The 24,606-nt window shown below is 54.4% G+C and carries 23 protein-coding genes and 1 other RNA gene; 5 read left to right on the top strand and 19 right to left on the bottom strand.

The window, feature by feature from the left end; translation table 11 throughout:
• Positions 1-46: 46 nt before the first annotated feature.
• The 4 genes from F0319_RS01355 to ffs all read right to left on the bottom strand — a co-directional run bounded on the left by F0319_RS01355 (position 47) and on the right by ffs (position 1,960).
• On the bottom strand, positions 47-655 hold the full coding sequence (locus tag F0319_RS01355) for a hypothetical protein (RefSeq protein ID WP_149366110.1): 609 nt from the start codon (positions 653-655) through the stop codon (positions 47-49).
• Positions 652-1,269, bottom strand: a complete 618-nt coding sequence (locus tag F0319_RS22305) for an N-acetylmuramidase domain-containing protein (protein ID WP_240168072.1) — start codon at positions 1,267-1,269, stop codon at positions 652-654. The genes F0319_RS01355 and F0319_RS22305 overlap by 4 nt, the downstream gene beginning before the upstream one ends.
• Positions 1,270-1,278: 9 nt before the next feature.
• On the bottom strand, positions 1,279-1,701 hold the full coding sequence (locus F0319_RS22310; RefSeq protein ID WP_240168073.1) for a hypothetical protein: 423 nt from the start codon (positions 1,699-1,701) through the stop codon (positions 1,279-1,281).
• A gap of 162 nt (positions 1,702-1,863) precedes the next feature.
• Positions 1,864-1,960: signal recognition particle sRNA small type (gene ffs, locus F0319_RS01365), an RNA gene on the bottom strand.
• Between the two features lie 171 nt (positions 1,961-2,131).
• Between ffs and F0319_RS01370 the strand changes: the two genes are divergently transcribed.
• Positions 2,132-2,443 carry an MGMT family protein gene (locus F0319_RS01370; protein WP_032664021.1) on the top strand — a complete coding sequence of 104 codons (312 nt, stop codon included), beginning with the start codon at positions 2,132-2,134 and terminating at the stop codon, positions 2,441-2,443.
• A gap of 33 nt (positions 2,444-2,476) precedes the next feature.
• Here F0319_RS01370 and F0319_RS01375 read toward each other — a convergent pair whose 3' ends face one another.
• Positions 2,477-3,004, bottom strand: coding sequence for a YbaY family lipoprotein (locus F0319_RS01375; RefSeq protein ID WP_024906833.1), 528 nt, complete (start codon positions 3,002-3,004; stop codon positions 2,477-2,479).
• Between the two features lie 200 nt (positions 3,005-3,204).
• Here F0319_RS01375 and tesB point away from each other — a divergent pair, with 200 nt between their 5' ends.
• The gene (gene tesB / locus F0319_RS01380) at positions 3,205-4,065 is read left to right on the top strand and encodes an acyl-CoA thioesterase II (RefSeq protein ID WP_149366111.1); all 861 of its coding nucleotides are present in this window, start codon (positions 3,205-3,207) and stop codon (positions 4,063-4,065) included.
• Between the two features lie 96 nt (positions 4,066-4,161).
• On the opposite strand, the gene amtB is transcribed toward tesB, so the two are convergent.
• The 5 genes from amtB to F0319_RS01405 form a co-directional block, all read right to left on the bottom strand.
• On the bottom strand, positions 4,162-5,451 hold the full coding sequence (amtB, locus tag F0319_RS01385; RefSeq protein ID WP_115874359.1) for an ammonium transporter AmtB: 1,290 nt from the start codon (positions 5,449-5,451) through the stop codon (positions 4,162-4,164).
• Positions 5,452-5,486: 35 nt separating this feature from the next.
• Positions 5,487-5,825, bottom strand: coding sequence for a P-II family nitrogen regulator (gene glnK, locus F0319_RS01390; RefSeq protein ID WP_008503304.1), 339 nt, complete (start codon positions 5,823-5,825; stop codon positions 5,487-5,489).
• A 220-nt stretch (positions 5,826-6,045) separates the two neighbouring features.
• Positions 6,046-7,827, bottom strand: a complete 1,782-nt coding sequence (locus F0319_RS01395; RefSeq protein WP_149366112.1) for a SmdB family multidrug efflux ABC transporter permease/ATP-binding protein — start codon at positions 7,825-7,827, stop codon at positions 6,046-6,048.
• Entirely contained in the window at positions 7,820-9,592 is a 1,773-nt protein-coding gene (locus F0319_RS01400; RefSeq protein ID WP_149366113.1) for a SmdA family multidrug ABC transporter permease/ATP-binding protein, read from the bottom strand. Before F0319_RS01400 ends, F0319_RS01395 begins: the two co-directional genes overlap by 8 nt.
• 30 nt (positions 9,593-9,622) lie before the next feature.
• The gene (locus F0319_RS01405; RefSeq protein WP_023310581.1) at positions 9,623-10,081 is read right to left on the bottom strand and encodes an Lrp/AsnC family transcriptional regulator; all 459 of its coding nucleotides are present in this window, start codon (positions 10,079-10,081) and stop codon (positions 9,623-9,625) included.
• 112 nt (positions 10,082-10,193) lie between these two features.
• Here F0319_RS01405 and F0319_RS01410 point away from each other — a divergent pair, with 112 nt between their 5' ends.
• On the top strand, positions 10,194-11,243 hold the full coding sequence (locus F0319_RS01410; protein WP_240168074.1) for a PLP-dependent cysteine synthase family protein: 1,050 nt from the start codon (positions 10,194-10,196) through the stop codon (positions 11,241-11,243).
• A 40-nt stretch (positions 11,244-11,283) separates the two neighbouring features.
• Here the strand turns inward: F0319_RS01410 and cof are convergent, their stop codons facing one another.
• Positions 11,284-12,102, bottom strand: coding sequence for an HMP-PP phosphatase (gene cof, locus F0319_RS01415; protein ID WP_149366114.1), 819 nt, complete (start codon positions 12,100-12,102; stop codon positions 11,284-11,286).
• A 101-nt stretch (positions 12,103-12,203) separates the two neighbouring features.
• Between cof and F0319_RS01420 the strand changes: the two genes are divergently transcribed.
• Both F0319_RS01420 and queC read left to right on the top strand, forming a co-directional pair.
• Positions 12,204-13,904: an SgrR family transcriptional regulator gene (locus F0319_RS01420; RefSeq protein WP_149366115.1), complete on the top strand. Its 1,701-nt coding sequence runs from the start codon at positions 12,204-12,206 to the stop codon at positions 13,902-13,904.
• A 66-nt stretch (positions 13,905-13,970) separates the two neighbouring features.
• Positions 13,971-14,666 (top strand): 7-cyano-7-deazaguanine synthase QueC, encoded by a 696-nt coding sequence (gene queC / locus F0319_RS01425; protein ID WP_008503311.1) that lies wholly within the window; start codon positions 13,971-13,973, stop codon positions 14,664-14,666.
• Positions 14,667-14,727: 61 nt separating this feature from the next.
• Here queC and F0319_RS01430 read toward each other — a convergent pair whose 3' ends face one another.
• The 8 genes from F0319_RS01430 to tig form a co-directional block, all read right to left on the bottom strand.
• Positions 14,728-15,126, bottom strand: coding sequence for a YbgC/FadM family acyl-CoA thioesterase (locus F0319_RS01430; protein ID WP_024906822.1), 399 nt, complete (start codon positions 15,124-15,126; stop codon positions 14,728-14,730).
• Between the two features lie 99 nt (positions 15,127-15,225).
• Positions 15,226-15,606, bottom strand: a complete 381-nt coding sequence (locus tag F0319_RS01435) for a helix-hairpin-helix domain-containing protein (protein ID WP_111963413.1) — start codon at positions 15,604-15,606, stop codon at positions 15,226-15,228.
• A 148-nt stretch (positions 15,607-15,754) separates the two neighbouring features.
• The gene (ppiD, locus tag F0319_RS01445) at positions 15,755-17,626 is read right to left on the bottom strand and encodes a peptidylprolyl isomerase (protein ID WP_115874352.1); all 1,872 of its coding nucleotides are present in this window, start codon (positions 17,624-17,626) and stop codon (positions 15,755-15,757) included.
• 212 nt (positions 17,627-17,838) lie between these two features.
• Positions 17,839-18,111: a nucleoid-associated protein HU-beta gene (hupB, locus tag F0319_RS01450; RefSeq protein ID WP_002444653.1), complete on the bottom strand. Its 273-nt coding sequence runs from the start codon at positions 18,109-18,111 to the stop codon at positions 17,839-17,841.
• A 210-nt stretch (positions 18,112-18,321) separates the two neighbouring features.
• Positions 18,322-20,676 carry an endopeptidase La gene (gene lon / locus F0319_RS01455; RefSeq protein WP_023334706.1) on the bottom strand — a complete coding sequence of 785 codons (2,355 nt, stop codon included), beginning with the start codon at positions 20,674-20,676 and terminating at the stop codon, positions 18,322-18,324.
• A gap of 182 nt (positions 20,677-20,858) precedes the next feature.
• Entirely contained in the window at positions 20,859-22,133 is a 1,275-nt protein-coding gene (gene clpX / locus F0319_RS01460) for an ATP-dependent protease ATP-binding subunit ClpX (protein ID WP_023310570.1), read from the bottom strand.
• A 126-nt stretch (positions 22,134-22,259) separates the two neighbouring features.
• Positions 22,260-22,883 (bottom strand): ATP-dependent Clp endopeptidase proteolytic subunit ClpP, encoded by a 624-nt coding sequence (gene clpP, locus F0319_RS01465; protein ID WP_010428105.1) that lies wholly within the window; start codon positions 22,881-22,883, stop codon positions 22,260-22,262.
• A 260-nt stretch (positions 22,884-23,143) separates the two neighbouring features.
• Complete coding sequence (tig, locus tag F0319_RS01470) at positions 23,144-24,442, bottom strand: trigger factor (RefSeq protein ID WP_023310569.1); 1,299 nt, start codon at positions 24,440-24,442, stop codon at positions 23,144-23,146.
• Positions 24,443-24,606 lie beyond the last annotated feature (164 nt).

The following is a 24,606-nucleotide window of genomic DNA, read 5'->3' on the forward strand; positions in this document are numbered from 1 at the left end:
AAAGCATCGCCCGGCAATATTGAATTCAGGGGGAGAAATAAATCGATCAGGATGCAGGAGGCGTTAACGGCTGAACGTCATTGCTATTCACCCAGCCGTGCGTCATTTTTCCGCTACGGGCGACAAACTCTACCTCTGCCCAGCCAGCCTGGGTTTGTATTACCCCTACTACGTCTCCTTTAACGATCCAGGCTTTACGCCGGGTCGCGGCATCAGGCGTGGAGCTCAGATAAGCCCGCGGGCTGCTTACCTTCATCAGCGTTTGCCACTGTGTCTGCCGCGTCCTCTCCAGTTCCAGACCTGTCGCAATTTCAGGCATCAGCACATTCATACACCCAGCATGGTTTTGCCCATCAGGAATGGCTAATGTGACACCCGCGGTATTCGCGGCAATATGGCCCGCGAGCACAGAAGAAGACCATGAAGTGATTGTGTCTGGCTGTTGCGCTGAAACATGGCCTGTCAGAAAGAAAGTGCAGGTACGTTTTACGCTGTCTTCAGCCGATTCAGAGTAATACCCGGTGATATTGCCCGTCGGTGAGACGGCGAGTAACAAACCTTCATATACGCCAGACTGTAGCGTCGTGGCATACGAAGAAAACGCCGCCATTAAGACTGAAAAACCGCAAACTATGCGCATCATTTTAATTTTCATCTCCGCCCCTTCTCCAGGCTTTCATACGTTCTGCGAATTTTAACGTCATAATCACCGAAATCGCTTCCGTTATAGTTGAATGCCATATTATAAAAGTCCTTATTTACCATTGCCGACAGTAGTGAGCTGTTCTTATTGCACAAATGTAAAAAAGCATTTAATTGCTTACCGGCATTAGACTTCATATCTTTTAAAAATGTGCCGAGATCTTTATAACCGCACGATTCGTAATTAAACCCCATAATCTGGAACATCCCCCATGAACACGATTTTATCGCAGCTTCGGCATCAAGTGCGTAGGCCTTCGCCAGGGTATTCCATGCAGAAAGCTGGTCGATATTGTTTTTTTGCCATTCCGGACCCACTTTCTTTACATATTTATAAGACAAAAAAGGGTGGGTTTGATCGTATTTCCTTTTGGTGTATTTACGGAAAATATGCCCTTCATACGCAATAATCGGTAGATTTAAAGCATTAAACCCAGATCGTCCGCCCGACTCCACAATAGAAAAAGCTTTGATGATATTCAGTTCTACCCGACGATTAAGATTTTCCCAGGCTTCAGTAAAGTCCTGTTCCGTCAGCGATACAGCCCCATCAATACCAGGCGCCATCAGCTTGCTTCACTCAAGGGTTTCATCTGCTACGTTGTAGCGCTCTTTTCTCAGATAATCGTTAACCAGCTGACGGACGCTATTTTCATTGGCAGAAGGTTGCCTAAAAAATGAAGACGTGAAAGACGATTGTTGAGACGCAAGGGGATATTTCATCGCAGCAGCAACTAATCCACGGAAAGTCTTCCCTTCTGGCTCAATAACCCCATCGGGATGCTGGAAACGCAAATGAATGGACTGAAACTGGCTGATGGTTCTGATCAATGTCGGGGAAATAATCCCATCTTCTGGGATGTCATACTGGATGATAGGCTTAATGAGATTAAACAGGTATTGCACGATAATCACGTCGCGCTGAAAGTTTCCTGCTTTACCTGGCGTTCCTACGGCACTTTTCAATAAAGGTGACAAACGTCTGAGAGAATTATCCATTTCTGAGTACTCATAAATGAAAAAATATACGGTTAGTGGGAAACCGCATCTCGTGATCGACAGCATCAAGCTGCTCACATCCAGCAGGCATTGATACGCCACTTGCGCCGCACCAGGTAAACACTGAAAACAGGAGTTATTGGGAGCACAAATGGGTGGGGGCCCTGCCAGCTACATCCCGGCACACACGTCGTCTGCCCTGGCTGCTTCCTTCCGGACCTGACCTGGTGAACAGAGTAGCGTTGCGGGAGAACCAACAGAGCCCCCATTGAGAGCGTTGATAACCAACGCGCTGGCGCATTATCCCTGTGCTAAAGCCCAATTGCAAGCGACCAGCAACCGGATGCTGGTTTCTTGCGCAAACAGGCGCAGCAATCATGAAGATCTTCGTTTACCATAGCGTTCCAGAAACTCCCCCACAGGTGAAGGTATGGACGAACACGACTCCTTTCCACAGCGCGTATGGCAAATCGTGGCCTCAATCCCGGAAGGCTATGTCACTACCTATGGTGATGTTGCGCGCCTGGCCGGTTCCCCGCGCGCGGCGCGACAGGTTGGAGGAGTCCTCAAACGGCTACCGGAAGGCAGTACGTTGCCCTGGCATCGCGTGGTGAATCGTCATGGGAACATTTCGCTCACCGGGCCGGATCTTCAGCGTCAGCGTCAGGCGTTACTTTCAGAGGGTGTCCAGGTGACAGGGTCGGGTCAGATCGATTTGCAGAAGTTTCGCTGGATATATTGACCCCTCTCCCGGAGGAGAGGGGAAATGCAGGAATTACATCTGAGTCGGTGGGGTTGGCAGAGACGGCTGATTGGTCTGCGGTGCGACCGGTACTTCGGTCTGCTGCACCGGCACCAGGTTCAGGTCGATTTTTGTCCCACCGTTGTTGATTGCTTCCTGAACCGTATCGGTGATAAAGACCAGCTTACCGTTGATGGTTACCGCTGCACTCAGCAGAATACGGGCGTTAGGCTGCACGTCCGACGGGTTATACGGCAACACGAAGCTAAATGGCGCCTGCTTACCTTCTGTACGGACCGCACGCTGGGCCACGACTTTAGACGGCGCGTCGGCCAGGGAAGCATCAGACAGCGTTACCGTTAGTACCGCGTCCGGTGGCAGAGCGACTCTCTGCTTGATCCAGATTGTACCGGAAACGTTAGGCTGCTGAATGGACTGCTGTGAAAGGGTATTAATCCCGTTCGGATCTGCAGCTGGAACCGGCACCTGGGCGCTCTTACCGGCACAGGCGGACAACGCCACCGCAATAGCTACACCACTAAGCATGGGCACGAGTTTCATTGAAGTCTCCTTATCAATGCACCAGCGGGATCGATCCCATCCGATGTCGTTTCAATCACATAACGTATTCAAGTGTGGCACAGATCACCGATTTATGCCTGAAAACGTGCCGATATTCAGATTATTCTACCCATCGGACCACTTTCATTTCTGCGTTATACTCTGCCTATCTTTCGCTACGGCGTTTATTGAGGACAACTATGAGTCAGGCACTGAACAATCTGCTGACATTACTAAATCTGGAAAAAATTGAGGAAGGACTCTTTCGCGGACAGAGCGAAGATCTCGGCTTACGCCAGGTATTCGGGGGGCAAGTCGTCGGACAGGCACTGTACGCAGCAAAGGAGACTGTCCCGGCAGACCGTCTGGTGCATTCATTCCACAGCTACTTCTTACGCCCTGGCGATAGCGCAAAACCGATTGTGTATGACGTTGAAGTTCTGCGAGACGGCAACAGCTTCAGCGCGCGCCGCGTAGCGGCCATTCAGAGCGGCAAGCCGATCTTTTACATGACGGCCTCTTTCCAGGCGCCGGAGCCGGGCTACGAGCATCAGAAAGTGATGCCCCCGGCTCCGTCACCTGACTCTTTAAAATCAGAGACGGATATTGCTCGCGCGCTGGCGCATCTGCTTCCCCCTCAGGTCAAAGAGAAGTTTCTCTGCGATAAGCCGCTGGAGATCCGCCCGTTTGAGTTCCACAACCCGATGAAAGGCCATACCGCCGAGCCGAAACGCCAGGTTTGGATCCGTGCCAACGGGACCGTGCCGGAAGATTTCCGCGTCCATCAGTATCTGCTGGGCTATGCGTCTGACTTCAACTTCCTGCCGGTGGCGCTGCAGCCGCACGGCGTTGGTTTCCTGGAAAAAGGGATGCAGGTCGCGACGATCGATCACTCCATGTGGTTCCACCGTCCGTTCAACATGAATGAGTGGCTGCTTTACAGCGTGGAGAGCACGTCAGCGTCGAGCGCGCGCGGATTTGTGCGTGGAGAATTTTATACTCAGGACGGCGTGCTGGTCGCTTCGACGGTGCAGGAAGGGGTGATGCGTAATCGCGGGTGATTGTGTGCGGCCTGATGCCCTCACCCTGCCCCTCTCCCACCGGGAGAGGGAATACACATTAAAAACGGCAACCAGAGGTTGCCGTTTTGCTGTTTATCAGGCGTTATACGCATTCTCGCCGTGGCTGTTGACGTCCAGGCCTTCGCGCTCCTGCTCTTCCGGTACGCGCAGACCCACCGTCATATCCGCCAGCTTATAGCCAATGAAGGCCACAACAGCAGACCAGACAACGGTGATAGCAATACTTTCCAGCTGCACCAGCACCTGATGAACCATGGTGACACCTTCCGCGTAACCCACGCCACCGAGCGATTTCGCCGCGAAGATACCGGTCATGATACAACCGACTATGCCGCACACGCCGTGCACGCCAAATACATCGCATGGGTCGTCGACGCGCAGCACACGTTTCAGTGCGGTCACGCCCCACAGACCCGCCAGACCCGACACCAGGCCGACCAGCAGCGCACCGCCGACACCGACATAACCACACGCAGGGGTGATACCAACCAGACCGGCAATCGCACCTGAACAGGCACCCAGCAGAGAAGGTTTACCGCGCACCGCCCACTCGCCAAACACCCAAGAGAGAATCGCACCCGCCGTGGCAACAACGGTGTTCACGAAGGCCAACGCGGCGATTTCGTTGGCCGCACTCGCAGAGCCGGCGTTGAAGCCAAACCAGCCAAAGTAGAGGATCGCAGTACCGGTAAACACCATCGGCAGGTTGTGCGGTTTAAACGCTTCTTTACCGAAGCCCACGCGTTTGCCAATCAGGTAGGCCCCCACCAGACCCGCTACCGCGGCGTTGATGTGTACAACGGTACCGCCCGCGAAGTCCAGCGCACCATGGGTTGCCAGCAGACCGCCCCCCCAGACCATGTGCGCAATCGGCACATAGGAGAGCGTCATCCAGACCACTACGAAGATCAGAACAGCAGAGAAACGAATACGCTCCGCCAGCGCGCCCACAATAAGCCCGACGGTAATACAGGCGAAGGAGCCCTGGAACGCCACGTGAATATACTGATAGAAGCTGCCCATTAGCGCGGTCAGCTCAATATTTTTCAGCATCACCCAGTCGAAGTTACCAAAGAACGCGTTGCCCGTACCAAACGCCAGCGAGTAACCGTAAACCACCCACAGCACGCAGACCAGCGCAAACGTCACGGCAACCTGCGTCAGCATGGAGAGAACGTTTTTGCCACGGATCAGGCCGCCGTAGAACAGCGCAATGCCCGGAATGGACATGAAAAGCACCAGCGCGGTGCTGATCATCATAAAGGCGTTATCGGCTTTATCAGCCACCGCAGGGGCAGCAGCCAGCGCCAGGCCCGGCAGCAGCGCCAGCGAACCCAGACCCGTTTTAAGTGTTGCTATCTTCATTTTCTCGATCCCTATCACTGTGTGCCAGGCGTTATTTACAATGCCGCTTCGTCAGATTCGCCGGTACGGATGCGAATGACGCGCTGCAGTTCGGCAACGAAAATTTTGCCGTCGCCAATTTTGCCGGTGTAGGCCGCTTTGCTAATGACATCAATGACTTCATCAAGCTGATCATCAGCAATCGCGACATCAATTTTTACTTTTGGCAGAAAGTTAACGCTGTATTCCGCCCCGCGATAAAGCTCGGCATGACCCTTCTGACGACCAAAGCCTTTCACTTCGGTGACAGTCAGTCCCTGAATACCCATTGAAGACAACGCTTCACGCACGTCTTCGAGTTTGAATGGTTTGATTACAACCGTAACCAGCTTCATAGATCCCCTCCAGTCAGAATTCGGTAATGGCCGTAGCTTACGCAGAAGGTATTGCAAGGGATGTGCCAGAAATGCAAACGGGGGGGAACGGCGGCGCACAGAGCATTACACGGCCTTGATAAACGAACTGGTGAAAAAAAACGCACCATGCCGGTGCATGGTGCGTTTCAGTTTTGCACCAACAGGAATGACTGTTAGTGCGCCGCCTCATTTTGGTGCATCAGGCGCTAAGCGACTCTTCATCGCGCACGCTGGCCGCCAGCTCTTCGCCCGCCAGCTGCAGCTGGTACATCTGCCAGTAGCGCCCTTTTGCTTCCAGCAGTTCACGGTGGGTACCACGTTCAACGGCCTGTCCGCGATGTAGCACCAGAATGGTATCGGCATCGACGATGGTGGAAAGACGGTGGGCAATCACCACCAGCGTCGTATGGTCGCGTACGGCGGAGAGTGCCTGCTGGATGGCCTGCTCGGTGCCGGAGTCAATACTGGCAGTGGCTTCATCCAGAATCAGGATCTGCGGCGTTTCAATCAGCACCCGCGCCAGCGCCAGGAGCTGCTTTTGCCCGACAGAGAGATTATTCCCCTGCTCGCCCAGCCTGGTATTTATCCCATCGCTAAACCCGCGCGCAAGCTCTGCCAGCTGCACTTTTTCCAGCACGTCCCAGACCTGTCCCTGAGTGTAGTCTCGTCCCAGAGTCACGTTGGCGTAGAAGGTATCGGCCAGCACGACCGGATCCTGTTGCACCATCGCGACGCCTTTACGCAACACGGTGTGGCTGAGAGACGCGAGCGGGCGCCCGTCGAGGCGGATTTCGCCGCGCGTGACCGGGTAATAGCCCATCAACAGGCTGGCTAGCGTGCTCTTACCGCTGCCGGTATGCCCCACCAGCGCCACGAAACCGCGCGACGGAACGTCAAGCGTGATGTCCTGCAGCACCAGCCGATCTTCGCGATAGGCAAACGATACGTTATCAAAGGCGATAGTCCCGCTTTGCAGAGGTTGCTCGTCATTGCCGTAGGCCTGACGCGGCCTGTCCATCAGCTCAAACACGCGCTCACCGGCGACCACCGCCTGCTGCAACATCGATTGCTGGGTGGTGAGCTCGATCAACGGCTCGTTAAGGCGTCCCAGATAGCTAATAAAGGCGTACAGCACGCCCACCTCAATCGTACCGTTTGAGCTCAGCCCAAAGAGCATCAGCAGCCCGCAAAGCACCAGCGCCGAGAAAAGGCTCAGCAGCGGACGCAGCAGGAAACCATCAAGCCGCAGCGTCTGCATACGCGCCATATAGTGCGAACGGCTGGCTTCCCCCATGCGTTCGCCAAAGCGGGCCTGCTGGCGGAACTGCTGGATGACGCTCATGCCGTTAATCACTTCGTTGAAGCCATCGTTGATGTCGGCCAGATAGGCGCGAACCCGGCGCACAATCGGCGTGCTGTAACGCTGGTAAATCACCATGACGATCAACACCGCCGGGAAGATGGTGATCGCCACCAGCGCCATACGCCAGTCAAGGCTGAACATCGCAACCAGCATCGCGCCAATCAGCGCCGCGCTGCGCAATACGGTCGCCACAACGGTGACGTACAGATCGCGGATCACCTCGGTATCGTTGGTCACGCGCGAAATTACCTGCCCAACCGGCTGGATATCAAACTCGCTGAGCGGCTGGCGAAGCGCCGCGTCCATCACATCCGTACGCAGCTGCTGAACAACGCCCACGGCAGCACGGTTAAACAGCAGCGACTGAGCATAGTGCAGCCCTGCCGCCGCCAGCTGAAGGCCAACGTAGGCCACGCCTAACCCCGCCACCAGCCCCAGGGGCAGATAGCTTTTGGCGACCATATTGTCGATGAAGTAGCTAATGAGCAAAGGACCGCTCACTTCAGCAATCGCCGCAATCCAGAGTAAAAGCACGGCAACGGAGAGCGGTTTACGCCACGGCGAGCCGTAGGCCAGCAGACGTTTGAGCGTCGGCCACATCGTTCCGAGCTTACGCATTGGCGGCCTCCTCATCTTCTTCCGGCGCATCGTCCAGCGCCGCCTCAAGCTGTTGATAGCGGTACATATCGCGATACCAGCCCGGCTGCTCGGCAAGCGTTTCATGCTGCCCGCGCTGGGCAATGTGCCCGTGCTGCAAGACCAGAATTTCGCTGGCTTCGGTTAGCGCAGACAAACGGTGGGCGCTGATAATGACCGTGCGTCCGTCGCCCCACTGGCGCAGGTTATGCAGAATTTGATGCTCGGTACGGCCGTCCACGGCGGAAAGTGCATCATCCAGAATCAGGATTTCAGCATTCAGCAGCAGCGCGCGGGCAATGGAGATACGCTGTTTTTGCCCGCCGGACAGCATGACGCCGCGTTCCCCGACTTCCGTCTCGTACCCCTGAGGCAGACGCAAAATATCATCATGAACGCTGGCCAGACGCGCCACGTGTTCAATCTCTTCCTGCGTCGCCCCAGGGCGGCCAAGGGCGATGTTGTTCGCCACGGTGTCCGAAAATAAAAACGGCGTCTGGCTGACGACCGCCAGGCGACCACGCCACTCGTCCAGCAGCAGATTCGTCAGGGGGATATCATGGAAACAAATATCGCCCTCGGTGACGTCAAAGTGGCGCTGGAGCAGAGAGAGCACGGTACTTTTACCGGATCCCGTCGGGCCGCAGATGCCCAGCATCTGGCCCGGCTGAAGCGTAAAGCTGACGTTCTCCAGCACCGGATGCTCCGTTTGTGGATAGACAAACTTGCGGACGTCGACATGCATGACGCCGCGTCCTTCCGGTACGACTTCGCTGCCGTCATTGACCACCGGCGCTTCGGCCAGCATGGCGCGAATACGGCTGTAGGCGGCGCTGCCGCGCTCCACGATGTTAAACATCCAGGCCAGCGCCAGCATCGGCCAGATCATGAGACCCAGATACATCGCAAAGCTGGTCAATTGCCCCAGGGTAAGCGTGCCCTGCACTACCATCCAGCTTCCGCCGCCAATGGCCAACATATTTGCCATGCCGATTGCGATGTAAATCGTCGGATCGAAACGGGCGTCGATACGCGCGACGCGCATGTTTTTCGCCCCCGTGTCCGCGGCATCGGCGGCAAACAGCGCAGACTGCCGGTCTTCCAGACCAAACGCTTTGATCATGCGGATGCTGGTCATGCTCTCCTGGGTGCGATCGTTCAGCGACGAAAACGCCGCCTGCGCCAGCTTGAAGCGCTCGTGCAATTGTTCGCCATAGCGATTGATCGCCAGCGCCATGAGCGGCATCGGCAGCAGGGCCAGCAGGGTCAACTGCCAGCTGATCTGCGTGGACATCACGATCAGCACCGCACAGCCCATCACCAGCGAGTCCACCAGCGTCAGCACCCCTTCCCCGGCGGCAAAGACCACGCGATCGACGTCGTTCGTCGCGCGGGCGATGAGATCCCCGGTGCGATGGCGCAGATAAAATTCGGGATGCTGTCGGCTCAGCTGGCGGTAGAAATCTTCACGTAGCTCAACGGCCAGCTGATAGGACGCACCAAACAGCAGCACGCGCCAGACGTAGCGCAGCAGATAAACAATGACCGCCGTCAGCACCAGCGTGCCAACCCACATCAACACCCGTGCGGTGGTGTAATGCTGTTCGGTGACGCCATCCACGACGTAGCCCACCACTTTAGGCGGGATCAGCTGCAGTATGGCAATGATAATAAGCAGGGCGACTGCACCGAGGTAGCGTTGCCACTCCCGACGAAAGTACCAGCTTAATTGGGCAAATAATCGCACGCGGTTTGTTCCTGAAGGTGTTTTACGAAGTTATTCAATGGGTAATGCTGTGGTGTATTTAATCTGTTCCATGGCGAAGCTTGAGGTGACGTCCGACAAACCCGGTACGCTGTTCACCAGCCGCTTGTAGAAATCATCATAGCGCTTCATGTCGGCCACCTGGACGCGCATCAGGTAATCGTACTCTCCGGCCATACGCCAGAAACCGAGCACCTCGGGCATCTCAGACACCTGAGTGACGAAGCGGCAATACCACTCGCTGCTGTGATGCTGAGTTTTTATCAGCACAAATGCCGTCAACCCCAGCCCCAGCTTTTCGGGATCTAACAACGCGACGCGCCCCAGAAGAATGCCGTCATCTTCCAGCTTCTTAAGACGCTTCCAGCACGGGGTGGTGGTCAGATTAACGGCATCTGCCAGCGCCTGCAAAGAGAGGGTACAGTCATTTTGCAGCAATGAAAGGAGCTTGCGGTCAATTTTATCTAGCATACCCACCTCGCAGAGAAAATTTTTCTCCCTTCATTCTATTTTAAAGGCCAGATAGCAACAATTTTTTCTGTGCTTTTCGCTATCCTAGGCACAAAATGACAAACGGATAACGATGATGAATAGCACCTGGGTTAAACATGCGATCAGCGAAATCAATGCCGACTATCAGCGCTCGGCGGATACGCACCTGATTCGCCTTTCCCTGCCGGGATTTGACGGCATTCAGCTCTATCTGAAAGATGAAAGCACCCATCCTACCGGCAGCCTGAAGCATCGCCTGGCGCGCTCGCTGTTTTTATACGGTTTATGTAACGGCTGGATTAAAGAAGGCACGACTATCATTGAATCTTCTTCCGGTTCAACGGCGGTGTCCGAAGCCTATTTTGCCCGCCTGCTGGGCCTGCCGTTTATCGCGGTGATGCCGTCCTGCACCGCAAAACGCAAAATCGAACAGATCGAATTTTACGGCGGACGCTGCCACTTTGTGGAAAGCGCCTGCGAAATCTACGCCGCCTCTGAAATGCTGGCCCGCGAGCTGAACGGCCACTATATGGACCAGTTCACCTTCGCCGAGCGCGCGACGGACTGGCGCGGGAATAACAACATTGCCGACAGTATTTTCCGCCAGATGACCCACGAACCACATCCGGTTCCGTCCTATATCGTCATGAGCGCCGGTACCGGCGGCACGTCAGCCACGATCGGACGCTACATCCGCTGTCAGGGTTACGATACCCAGCTGATGGTAGTTGACCCGCAAAACTCCGTGTTCCTCGACTACTGGCAAAATCGCGATGCCGGCCTGCGCAGCCCGGTGGGCAGTAAAATTGAAGGGATTGGCCGCCCGCGCGTGGAGCCCTCTTTCATCCCCGACGTGGTGGACGAGATGATGCGCGTGGCGGATGCCGCAAGCGTGGCAACGGCACACTGGCTGGAAACGCAGCTGGGCCGCAAAGTGGGCGCATCGACGGGCACCAATATGTGGGGAGCACTGCAGCTTGCCGCACGCATGCGCGAAGAGGGCCGCACCGGTTCCATCGTCACGCTGCTGTGCGACAGCGGAGAGCGCTACCTTGAAGCTTACTACAATGCGGAGTGGGTGCAGGCCAATATCGGCGATATCGCCCCGTGGAAAGCGCAGATTGCAGAACTGGTGAAATAAAAAAAGCCAGACCGAAGTCTGGCTTGCTGGAAGGGTCTCACTATTCGGGGGAATACGGGAGATTGTTGTTGTCCAGCCAATGAGTCAAAAAATGAGACACTGCTTCATTGCGGCAGTGGCCAATAACCGGCAGATGGGGAAGTTCTGCTTTCAGCTGCGCCATCGCATTTCCCATGATCAGACCGTGACCTACGCTACCCAGCATTTCGCGGTCGTTCATGGCATCACCAAACGCCATACACTCCTGCAGCGTTAATCCCAGGTGGTCGCTCAGAACCGCCAGAGCGGAACCTTTGTTACAGCCCACCGGCAGCACTTCCAGACAATCAACCGCCGAGAAGGTCAGATGCGCCCGGTCGCCTAGCGCCTCATTCAGCTGAATCCGTAAGCGACACAGATCGTCGTGATCGCCACAGAAACAGATCTTAGTGACCGCATGGGCGGGGATCCGACGCAGATCGATAAGCTGATATTTGAAACCGCTGTATACATGCGCGTGCAGCAGTTCAGGGATTTCGCTTCCGGTAAACCAGCCCCGATCGTTAAAGACGTGGATACTGGCCTGCGTGTCCCAGGTGCTGTGCAGCACGATATCCGCCACTTCAGGATTGAGATCCTGACGGTGAAGTACATCGCCTTCGATAGAATGAATTCGCGTACCGTTGCCGGTGATCAGAAAAGCGTCAAGGGAAAACGCACCAAGCAGATGGCGCATCTCCAGCACATGGCGGCCAGTGGCAAACGTCAGGGTAACATCACGCTCGTGCAGGCGTTTCAGCGTGTTCAGGGTTTTTTCCCCTAAACGGTGATCCGGCATTAACAGCGTACCGTCCATATCAAATGCAGCGAGCCGAGCCATGATTACTCCCGAAATGTGATGCGGTTAACTTGTGCATCAGTATCGTGTGAGATATACGGAAGTAATAGTGAATAGATGAAAATTATTGTTCCGGGTTTCTTATGCGCCAGCTCAATCGACTCAATCAGTATCACCGCCTCTGGCAGCCTTCCCTGGGTGCAACGCAACAGGTCACTATCAGCGAGCTGGCTGCCCGCTGTTTTTGCAGCGAGCGGCATGTCCGAACGTTGCTGCGTCAGGCCCAGGAGGCGGGCTGGCTGAGCTGGCGAGCGCAGTCTGGCCGCGGCAAGCGCGGTGAGCTGACGTTTCATGTCGCGCCGGAGTCACTGCGCAATGCGATGATGGAGGAGGCGCTGAAGAGCGGGCAGCAGCATAACGCGCTGGAACTGGCCCAGCTTGCCCCTGAAGCGCTGCGATCATTACTGCATCCTTTTTTGGGCGGGCAGTGGCAAAACGATACGCCGACGCTGCGCATTCCCTACTATCGCTCCCTGGAGCCGCTGCAGCTGGGGTTCTTACCTGGTCGGGCGGAGCAGCATCTGGCAGGACAGGTGTTCTCAGGCTTGACGCGTTTTAACGGTAACAGCAGTGAACCCACGGGCGATCTGGCGCATCACTGGGATGTCTCTGCTGACGGCATGCGCTGGCATTTCTACATTCGCTCCACCCTGCACTGGCATAACGGCGATAAAATAGAAACGGCGCAACTCCAGCGAAGTCTGACAGCGCTGTTGACGCTCCCCGCCCTGCGCACCCTGTTACAGAGCGTCTTAAATATTGAGACAACGCATCCACAGTGTCTGACGTTTACGCTGCATCAACCTGACTACTGGCTACCGCACAGGCTGGCAACCTACTGTAGCCGTCTGGCGCATCCCGACCATCCTTCGGTTGGCTCTGGCCCCTTTCGGCTGGCTGCCTTTGAGCCCGACCTGGTTCGTCTGGAAAGCCATGAGCAGTATCACCTGAGTCATCCGCTGCTCAAAGCCATCGAATATTGGATCACACCCCAGCTTTTTGATTACAGGTTGGGTACCAGCTGTCGTCACCCGGTGCAAATCGCGATCGGCGAGGCCGACGAGCTGGAAAGTCTGCGGCTGGTAAGCAGCAGCACCAGCCTGGGGTTCTGTTACCTTACGCTAAAACAGAGCGCACGCCTGAGTGAGCTCCAGGCAAAGCGGCTTATCAATATCATTCATCTCTCCCGGCTTCTCCACACCCTTCCACTAAACGAAGGGCTCATCACGCCAACTCAGGAACTGCTTCCCGGCTGGACCATCCCCGAATGGCCTGATTTATCGGGCGTAACCCTCCCTGAAGCATTGACGCTGGTTTATCATCTCCCTGTTGAGCTTCACACCATGGCCAGCCAGTTGAAGGCATACCTGGCGCTACAGGGTTGTGAACTGACCGTCATCTTTCACGACGCCAAGACGTGGGACGGATGCCTGGAGCTTGCAGATGCAGACATCATGATGGGCGACAGGCTTATTGGCGAAGCGCCGGAATATACGCTGGAACAGTGGCTGCGCTGCGATGCCCTCTGGCCGCACGTTCTTAGCGCACCGGCTTACGCCCATTTGCAAGCGACGCTGGATGCGGTACAGACGCAGGCAGAGGCGCGGGATAGGCACGCGGGGCTGCAAGCCATCTTCAACCGGTTAATGGAAAGTGCAGTGCTGACACCACTCTTTAATTATCAATACCAAATCAGTGCTCCACCAGGCGTGAATGGTATACGTCTCAATACCCGCGGCTGGTTTGACTTTACCGAAGCCTGGCTTCCCGCCCCTAAATCGTGAAGAAGCTGGTCGGCGCCACAGGCAGACGGTAACATAACGTTTTTACCGTAACAGTCGAGATGATTTATGAAACGTGCCGTCGTCGTGTTCAGCGGAGGACAAGACTCTACTACCTGCCTGGTTCAGGCCCTTCATCAGTACGATGAAGTTCACTGTGTCACTTTCGATTATGGTCAGCGCCACCGCGCTGAAATCGACGTTGCCCGTGAACTTGCCCTGAAACTGGGCGCACGCGCGCACAAGGTGCTGGACGTTACGCTGTTAAATGAACTGGCCGTGAGCAGCCTCACCCGCGACAGTATTCCCGTCCCGGACTACGAACCTGATGCCAGCGGCATTCCGAATACCTTCGTGCCGGGCCGTAATATCCTCTTCCTGACCCTGACGGCGATCTACGCCTACCAGGTAAAAGCCGAAGCGGTGATTACGGGCGTTTGCGAGACCGACTTCTCCGGCTACCCGGACTGTCGTGATGAGTTCGTGAAAGCGCTAAACCACGCCGTCAATCTGGGGATGGCGAAAGAGACGCGCTTTGAAACTCCGCTCATGTGGCTGGATAAAGCCGAAACCTGGGCGCTGGCGGATTACTGGGGCAAGCTGGACCTGGTTCGCAGCGAAACGCTCACCTGCTATAACGGTATCAAAGGCGACGGTTGCGGCCAGTGCGCGGCCTGTAATCTTCGCGCGAACGGACTGAACCACTATCTTGCCGATAAAGCCGGCGTGATGGCCGCGATGCAGAAAAAGACTGGCCTAAAATAGGGCTACTTGACCGTGCTGTCGCAAAACGGGTGTCGACAGCACGAGTACGCCTTAACAAGTCTTACGCGATCATCAACTCCAGCTTTTCACGCAACTCACCTTCGAGCGGCAGCGCTTTCTGCGTTTTCAGATCGATACAGACAAAGGTGATCAGCGCATCAGCCACCACCTGCCCTTCTGGATCGAGCGTCACCACCTGGCTTAACACCCCGCTTTTGCCATTGATTTGCTGCACCTGGCTTGTCACCGTGAGCACATCGCCCAGCACGGCCGGACGGCGGTAGTTGATGTTGATATTGACGACCACGAACGCGATGTTGTGCGCGGTCAGCCACTGAAAGCTTTCGCTGTTTTCCAGCCCGTCCCAGCGCGCTTCTTCAAGAAACTCAAGATAGCGGGCATTGTTCACATGCTGATAAACGTCGAGATGAAAACCGCGTACTTTGATTTTTGTCTGCATAGCGCAATAGCCTTTACTGTTATTGTAGGATGAGAGGTCATAACTGGTATGACCTCTTTATCCTGGCAAAATTTTGCCGCAGTGCAAGAAATTGCGTGATTACAATGTCAGGTGTGAGAGGTTGCGCTCAACCAGCGCGCTGCCCATGCCCGGCACCTGTTTGAGATCGTCTACCGTTTTGAAAGGACCATACTCTTCGCGGTAGCTGACGATGGCCTGCGCTTTTTTCAGGCCGACACCATTCATCGCGCGGGCCAGATCTTCCGCAGAGGCAGAATTGATACTGACCCGCGTACCGTCATCATCCGCGTTTTTACCGGCGTCAATCGCTTTGGTTTGCCCTTGCACCGGCGCTGCCGCGTCGGACTTGCTCTGGGTAGTTTGTGATTTGGCGGCGGGAGCCGACGCCATCGCACCCACGCTCATCCCGGTGGTGGCAATAGCCAGCGTAATTAACAGTGCTTTGATTCCACATTTCATGCTGTTATCTCCTTGTTTGTTGACAGCCACGTCACGATAGCCGCCAGTTCAAACCGGCACAAACAGCAGATTGCAGAAATGGAAAAGGCCGCGAAAGCGGCCTTTAGTTTTTGCAGAGCGTTACGAAAATCTGCGAGCAGACACGTAATTACTGCTGCTGAGTCATTACATCACCCAGCTTGATTTTGGCTTCTTTACGCAGGTTGCTCATCATGGCTTCGAAGGCAATCTGGGCATTGTTCTGGGTAATTCCCTGAACCATGGCTTTCTTCTGCGCTTCTGGCAAGGTGCCGGCTTTCACTTCATCCAGCGCCAGCAGAACGACGTTACCCTGCGCATCGGTGGTGGTACCGAAGCTTGGCTTGTCCTTTGCAGGCAGGGTCAGACCAAACGCGGCCTGGCTGATAGGGTCCTGACCGGTACGGCTCAGCGTTTTCGCTTCACCGAAGCTCAGGCCAGCCGCTTTCAGCGCGTCTTCTTTACCCGCTTTCAGATCGGACAGAATCTTCTCAGCATCCAGTTTCGCCTGCTGTTCCGCTTTGTTGTGCTTAACCTGAGCGATGACCTGATCCTTCACTTCCGCCAGCGGTTTGACCGCTTCTGGCTTATGCTCGCTGACGCGCAACACAAATGCACGATCGCCGTCGACGGTAATGATGTCAGAGTTACTGCCCGGCGTGCCGTTCTCGCCCACCAGACCACCGTTGAAGATTGCATCAGAAACCGGTTTGAAGTTCAGCTCTTCCGGCAGGTTGTCACGACCAAACCAGCCAGTTTCAACCGCCTTCACGCCCGCCGCCTGCTCTGCACCTGCCAGAGATTCGTTGTCGTTGCTGGCAGCATCGCTAACCTTCTGCTGCAGCGCGTAGTAGGCATCCAGCGCTTTTTCCTGTTTCACTTTCGCTGCGATATCATCGCGGACGTCAGCCAGCGGCTTGGTTTTCGCCGCGGTGATGTCGTCCAGACGCACGACCAGGAAACCAACGGAAGACTTAATGACGCCAGAAAGTTGGCCTTTCTCTTTCAGACCGGCATTTTTCAGCTCGTCAGGCGTGGTCGCGTCTTCCAGCCAGCCCATATCACCGCCATTTTTCGCCGAGATAATGTCGGTGGATTTCGCTTTCGCAACGGTCGCGAAATCAGCGCCTTTGTTCAGCTCATCCAGCGCAGCTTTAGCATCAGCCTCGGTTTTCGTCTGAATCACGCTGTAGCGGTTACGCTGGGGCTGAGTGAACTGATCCTGATGCTGATCGTAGTAAGACTGGATCTCTGCATCAGACGCGGTTTCCTGCAGCGCGGCCGCATCCAGCTTGATGTAGCTCACGCGGAACTGCTCTGGAGAAACAAAAGAATTCTTGTTCTGTTCGTACCAGGCGTTAACGTCAGCGTCGCTCACCTGCTGTTTCGCCGCCAGGGCGTTAACATCAATGGTCGCTTCGCGTACAACACGCTGCTGTGCCACCAGCGCGGCCAGTTCGTCCGTTTCACCTTTGAGCATGAAATCGGTGCCCACGACAGCATTGATGAGCTGCTGGGTGGTCAGCTGGTTACGCAGCGCCTGAGCGTACTGATCGGCCGTCATCCCCATCTGGTTGACGATACTGTTGTAACGCGCGTTGTCGAATTTACCGTTAGACTGGAAGGCCTGGGTGGAGAAGATGGCTTTTTTCACCTGCTCATCACTAATGCCAAGGCCGAGTTTTTTGGCATACTGATCGAGCAGCGCTTCGTCGATAAGACGGTTCAACGTCTGTTGTCGCAGAGTCTTCATGTACCCTTCGTTCGCCGCCAGTTCAGAGAATTGGTCGCCCAGCTGTTGCTGCATACGGTTACGTTCACCGGCAAAAGCATTCTCGAACTGACCGCGGCTGATCTCCTGGCCATTCACTTTTGCGGCGTAGTTTGCGCCACCGCCAATAAGGTAACTGCTCACGCCGGTCAATATGAACGACACGATAATGATACCGAAAATAATCTTGAGCACGAGACTGTTAGCAGCCGTGCGTAAGCTGTCCATCATGGTGTAACAACACTCCGCTGTAGGTGACTGGTTACCTGACGCTGACGGAAAATCCTGACCGTCGCGCGTGAAGGCGTATTGTGACAAGAAAACGGGGCGATTGTCAGCCCACAACTCGCATAAACTCGCACAAATCAGGTCTGGACAAACAAAAAAGGCACATCAAATGATGCGCCCTTGTACTTTCCGGCTTCCCTGAAACGGGAGAGCAATCAGTTTACTGCGTCTTTCAGCGCTTTACCTGCACGGAAACCCGGCACTTTAGCAGCAGCAATGGTGATCTCTTTACCGGTCTGAGGGTTGCGGCCAGTACGGGCAGCACGCTCTTTAACAGCAAAAGTACCGAAGCCTACCAGTGCAACGTCGTCCCCAGCCTGCAGAGATTCAGTAACAGAAGCAATTAATGCATCTAACGCACGTCCAGCTGCAGCTTTAGAAATATCAGCACCAGCAGCAATTTTGTCAATCAGTTGAGATTTATTCACTGTTCTCTTCCTCTCTTTATAATTTATATCGCGCCTGAATCCTTCACAACGCGACCGCGCAGCAGTTATATCAGGCCTGCCATGACCTTACAACACCCGTTGTTGATGGCTGACCTAATCAGCAATCTAAATTAGCTATACAAAAAAAGGCTGGCAAGTGCGAAATCACTTACCAGCCTTGTTTTTATTGACGCTCTTTGCGCGAGGTCACTATTTTGCGGTTACAACCTGCATTCCGGAGGGTTCATTCTGCAAAGCGAGACTGAGAACTTCCTCAATTCGCTTAACAGGATGGATCTGCAGATCGGCAATCACGTTGTCCGGAATCTCTTCCAGATCGCGTTTGTTTTCGTAAGGGATCAATACGGTTTTGATCCCACCGCGGTGTGCCGCCAGCAGTTTTTCTTTTAAACCACCAATCGGCAGAACCTGGCCACGCAGCGTAATTTCACCGGTCATTGCCACATCGGCACGCACAGGGTTCCCGGTCAGGCAGGAAACCAGAGCGGTACACATGGCAATACCCGCGCTTGGACCATCTTTTGGCGTCGCCCCTTCAGGTACGTGCACGTGGATGTCGCGTTTTTCGTAGAAATCAGGGTTAATTCCCAGTTTCTCCGCACGCGCGCGCACCACGGTCAGCGCAGCCTGGATGGATTCCTGCATCACTTCACCCAGCGAGCCGGTGTAGGTCAGTTTGCCTTTACCCGGTACACAGGCGGTTTCGATGGTCAGCAGATCGCCGCCCACTTCCGTCCATGCGAGTCCGGTCACCTGACCAACACGGTTTTCGTTGTCCGCGCGGCCGTAGTCGAAGCGCTGAACGCCGAGATAGGCATGCAGATTGTCGCCGTTAATCACAATGTGTTTCAGGCTCTTATCCAGCAGCAGCTGTTTCACCGCTTTACGACACAGCTTTGAGATTTCACGCTCAAGGCTACGCACGCCCGCTTCACGGGTGTAGTAACGAATGATGCCGATAATCGCGCTGTCCTCAACGGTCAGCTCGTTGGCTTTCAGCGCGTTACGCTCAATCTGTTTCGGCAGCAGGTGCTGCTTAGCAATATTCAGCTTCTCGTCTTCGGTATAGCCCGAGAGACGGATCACTTCCATACGATCCAGCAGCGGGGCCGGAATGTTCATGGAGTTGGAGGTCGCTACGAACATCACATCGCTCAGGTCGTAGTCCACTTCCAGGTAGTGATCGCTGAACGCCACGTTCTGTTCTGGATCAAGCACTTCCAACAGTGCAGATGCAGGGTCGCCACGCATGTCCGACGACATTTTGTCGATCTCATCGAGCAGGAACAGCGGGTTTTTAACCCCCACTTTCGCCATCTTCTGGATCAGTTTACCCGGCATAGAACCGATGTAGGTACGGCGGTGACCGCGGATTTCCGCTTCATCGCGCACGCCACCCAGCGCCATACGGATATATTTACGTCCGGTCGCTTTGGCGATGGACTGACCCAGAGAGGTTTTACCCACCCCCGGCGGTCCTACCAGGCACAGAATTGGCCCTTTAATTTTGTTTACACGGCTTTGTACCGCGAGGTACTCAAGAATGCGGTCTTTCACGCGTTCCAGGCCGTAGTGGTCGGTATCCAGGATTTCCTGTGCCTGACGCAGGTCTTTTTTGACCTTGCTGCGGGCGTTCCACGGAACCTGCACCATCCACTCAATGTAGCCGCGTACAACGGTCGCTTCAGCCGACATTGGAGACATCATTTTCAGCTTCTGCAGTTCTGCTTCGGCCTTCTCTTTCGCCTCTTTCGGCATCTTCGCCGCGTCGATCTTACGCTTCAGGGCTTCGTTTTCGTCCGGCGCGTCGTCCATCTCGCCCAGTTCTTTCTGAATGGCCTTCATTTGCTCATTCAGATAGTACTCACGCTGAGATTTCTCCATCTGCTTTTTCACGCGGTTGCGAATGCGCTTCTCAACCTGCAGCAGATCGATTTCAGACTCCATCATCGCCATCAGGTATTCCAGACGCTCGTTAACGTCGGACATTTCCAGCACGGACTGCTTGTCAGCCAGCTTCAGCGGCATATGTGCAGCGATGGTGTCCGCCAGGCGCGCAGGATCGTCGATGCTGTTCAGCGACGTCAGCACTTCTGGTGGGATTTTCTTGTTCAGCTTGATGTAGCCTTCAAACTGGCTAATCGCGGTGCGAACCAGTACTTCCTGCTCGCGCTCATCAAGCTCAGGCGAATCAAGGTACTCTGCCTTGGCAGAGAAGTGTTCGCCGTCGTCTGACAGAGTGGTAATACGCGCACGCTGCAGGCCTTCTACCAGCACCTTAACGGTGCCGTCAGGCAGCTTCAGCATCTGCAAAATAGAGGCCACGGTCCCGACGGTGAAAAGATCGTTTACACCCGGCTCATCCGTTGATGCTTCTTTCTGCGCCACCAGCATGATTTTTTTATCATGATCCATGGCGGCTTCGAGGCAACGGATAGATTTTTCCCGCCCTACAAATAAGGGTATGACCATGTGCGGATAAACCACCACATCGCGCAACGGCAATACGGGGATTTCAATGCGTTCAGAACGCTCAGGATTCATAGAGCTCTCTCTTAGTTAGTGTCCGCCAGGTAAGCTGGTCATGTCACTGTGCTTCACATAACCATTAACATGTATCCAGTATATGGGGATGTTTCCCACACATTCAACGCTATGAATACGGAAAAAGTAAAGGGGAGATAAAATCCCCCCTTTTTGATTAACTGCTTGTATGGTTTGGTGAATTATTCGCCAGATGCCTGCTGCGCTTCCGGTTTGCCGTAAATCAGCAGCGGCTTGGTTTGACCGCTAATAACGGACTCGTCAATCACCACTTTCTCAACATCTTCCATCGACGGCAGATCGTACATGGTGTCGAGCAGTGCTGCTTCAACAATTGAACGCAGACCACGAGCACCGGTTTTACGGACCATCGCTTTCTTGGCAATAGCATCCAGCGCTTCGTCGCGGAATTCCAGGTCAACGCCTTCCAGATTGAACAGCGCCTGATACTGCTTGGTCAGCGCATTTTTCGGTTCTTTCAGGATCTGGATCAGCGCGTCTTCACTCAGCTCATTCAGCGTTGCCACAACCGGCAGACGGCCGATGAACTCAGGGATCAGACCGAATTTGATCAGATCTTCCGGTTCAACCTGAGACAGCAGCTCGCCTTCGTTTGGTTTTTCGGACGTCGATTTCACCGTTGCGCCAAAACCAATGCCGGAGCCGGTTTCAACACGGTGGGAGATGACTTTATCCAGACCAGCAAACGCACCACCACAGATGAACAGGATCTTGGAGGTATCAACCTGCAGGAACTCCTGCTGCGGATGTTTACGACCACCCTGTGGCGGAACGGCGGCAACCGTACCTTCGATCAGCTTCAGCAGTGCCTGCTGTACGCCTTCACCCGATACGTCACGGGTGATGGACGGGTTGTCTGATTTACGGGAGATCTTGTCGATCTCATCGATGTAAACAATCCCGCGCTGGGCTTTCTGTACGTCGTAATCGCACTTCTGCAGCAGTTTCTGAATGATGTTTTCAACGTCCTCACCCACGTAACCGGCCTCGGTCAGGGTGGTGGCATCCGCCATCGTGAACGGAACATCGAGCAGACGCGCCAGGGTTTCAGCCAGCAGCGTTTTACCGGAACCGGTTGGGCCGATCAGCAGAATGTTACTTTTACCCAGTTCTACGCCATTGCTGGTGTCGCCGTTACGCAGACGTTTGTAGTGGTTATAGACCGCTACCGCCAGCACTTTCTTGGCCTGCTCCTGTCCGATGACGTAGTCGTCAAGGTGATGACGAATTTCATGCGGTGTTGGCAGCGCGCTGCGCTCACGGTGCGGTGCGACTTCTTTAATCTCTTCGCGAATAATGTCGTTACATAAATCGACACATTCGTCGCAGATATACACGGACGGCCCGGCAATCAGTTTACGCACTTCATGCTGGCTTTTGCCGCAAAAAGAGCAGTACAGCAGTTTGCCCGAACCATCTTTGCGTTTATCTGTCATGAGTCCAAACCTCTTTTTAAGTTCTTTGTGCCGCACATGACGACGCAAATGCCATTCTAAGACGCAAGCTGCAATGAGCAGCGTGCCGCCCTACCTTAGTATAGCGGCACACTCGCGTCGCGGGCATCAATTACGATGGGTCAACACGGAGTCGACTAAGCCGTACTCAACTGCCTCTGGAGCAGAGAGGAAGCGATCGCGCTCGGTATCGCGCTCGATCTGCTCGAGTGGTTGACCCGTATGCTGCGCCATAAGTTCATTCATGCGCGCTTTTACTTTCAGAATTTCGCGGGCGTGGATTTCGATATCCGTCGCCTGCCCCTGATAACCGCCCAGCGGCTGGTGAATCATCACGCGGGAATTTGGCAAGCAGAAACGCTTACCCTTCGCTCCTGCTGTTAACAGGAACGCGCCCATAGATGCAGCCTGACCCATACAGATAGTGCTTACATCAGGTTTGATGAATTGCATGGTGTCATAAATGGACATCCCTGCTGTAATCACGCCACCCGGGGAGTTAATGTACAGGTAAATGTCTTTTTCCGGGTTTTCCGCTTCCAGAAACAGCATCTGCGCCACGATCAGGTTAGCCATATGGTCTTCCACCTGGCCAGTCAGAAAGATAACGCGTTCCTTGAGCAGACGGGAATAGATATCAAAAGAACGCTCACCACGTGAGGTCTGTTCAATAACCATTGGCACCAGAGCCATATGGGGTGCAAAGTTATCTCGTTCGCCACTGTATGACATTTCCGTCTCCTGGATCAAAATTGAAAACACCTGCTGTACTGATTGTAACCTTACGGACGGATTATCAGCCAGTCTCATTCATCGTGATTACGTACTTATGGGGTTTACAGTGCCCTATTTCAAGCATAACAACCTTTTGTTGTTACGCTAACACCGAAAGGGCGTTTTAGCACTCTTCCTGGGCTATAGCTGCGATAAAAAAAACCCGTTGCCGCAAGGCAACGGGTTTTCTGTTCAAACTTTAAACCGTTGGGGCGAAATTACGCCTGCTGGTTCATCAGTTCGTTGAAAGAGGTCGCTTTTTCGGTCACTTTCGCTTTCGCCAGTACCGCTTCAACAGCCTGCTCTTCCAGGGCAACGTTGCGCATGTTGTCCATCAGTTCTTTGTTCTTACCGTAGAACTCGATCACTTCTGATGGATCTTCGTATGCAGAAGCCATCTCTTCGATCAGGCCTTTCACACGCTCTTCGTCAGCTTTCAGCTCGTGGGTACGAATCACTTCGCCCAGCAGCAGGCCAACAACAACGCGGCGTTTCGCTTGCTCTTCGAACAGCTCGCGCGGCAGTTCCATCGCTTGCTGCTGGTTGCCACCGAAACGCTGTGCAGCCTGACGGCGCAGAACGTCGATTTCGCTGTCGATCAGGGCAGCTGGAACGTCGATTTCGTTGGCTTTAACCAGACCTTCGATCGCCTGAGATTTCACACGGTTACGCACCGCGCCGTTCAGTTCGCGTTCCATGTTCTTACGCACTTCGGTACGCAGACCCGCTACAGAACCATCTTCCACGCCGAAACGCTTGATGAATTCTTCAGTCAGTTCTGGCAGTTCGCGCTCTTCAACTTTCTTCAGGTTGATAGCGAACTTCGCTGCTTTCCCTTTCAGGTTTTCAGCGTGGTATTCTTCCGGGAAGGTCACGTCGATGGTGAACTCTTCGCCAGCTTTGTGGCCTTTGATACCGTCTTCGAAGCCTGGGATCATACGACCCTGGCCCATTGCCAGTACGAAGTCAGACGCTTTACCGCCTTCGAACTCTTCGCCGTCTACAGAACCGGTGAAGTCGATGGTGACACGGTCTTCAGCGTCAACAGCGCCTTCTTTCTCTTTCCAGTTCGCCTGCTGCTTGCGCAGGGTATCCAGCATGCCGTCAACGTCTTCGTCAGTCACGGAAACAACTGGTTTTTCAACTTCGATAGATTCCAGACCTTTCAGCTCAACTTCCGGGTACACTTCGAACTCTACAGAGTAGGTGAAGTCTTCGCCCAGTTTGTATTCGCCTGGAACGTAGTTCGGCGCACCGGCCGGATTGATTTTTTCTTTGATGATCGCATCGATAAAGTTGCGGCTCATCAGTTCACCCAGCACATCCTGACGCACGGAAGCGCCATAACGCTGAGCAACAACATTCATTGGTACTTTGCCCTTGCGGAAGCCGTCAATACGTACTTTTTTTGCTACGTTGACCAGCTCGCTTTTCACAGCAGTTTCGATGCTGTCAGCAGCGATAGTAATCGTTACACGGCGGCCAAGGCCTTGAGTGGTTTCAACTGAAACTTGCATCTTGTTACCTCAAAAAAATCACAGTGCTCGGTCAACTCTGAATCTGTCTGTTATACCGGGATGCTCTCTTAGTGCAGATTCACATTCCCTGTCGCCAGAATCATCCCGAAGACATTCAATAAGACGCGGCATTATAGCGGCATCACTTAGGTGAGTCGAGAACG

The organism is Enterobacter vonholyi (genome assembly GCF_008364555.1).
In the GTDB taxonomy this organism is placed as follows: Bacteria; Pseudomonadota; Gammaproteobacteria; order Enterobacterales; family Enterobacteriaceae; genus Enterobacter; species Enterobacter vonholyi.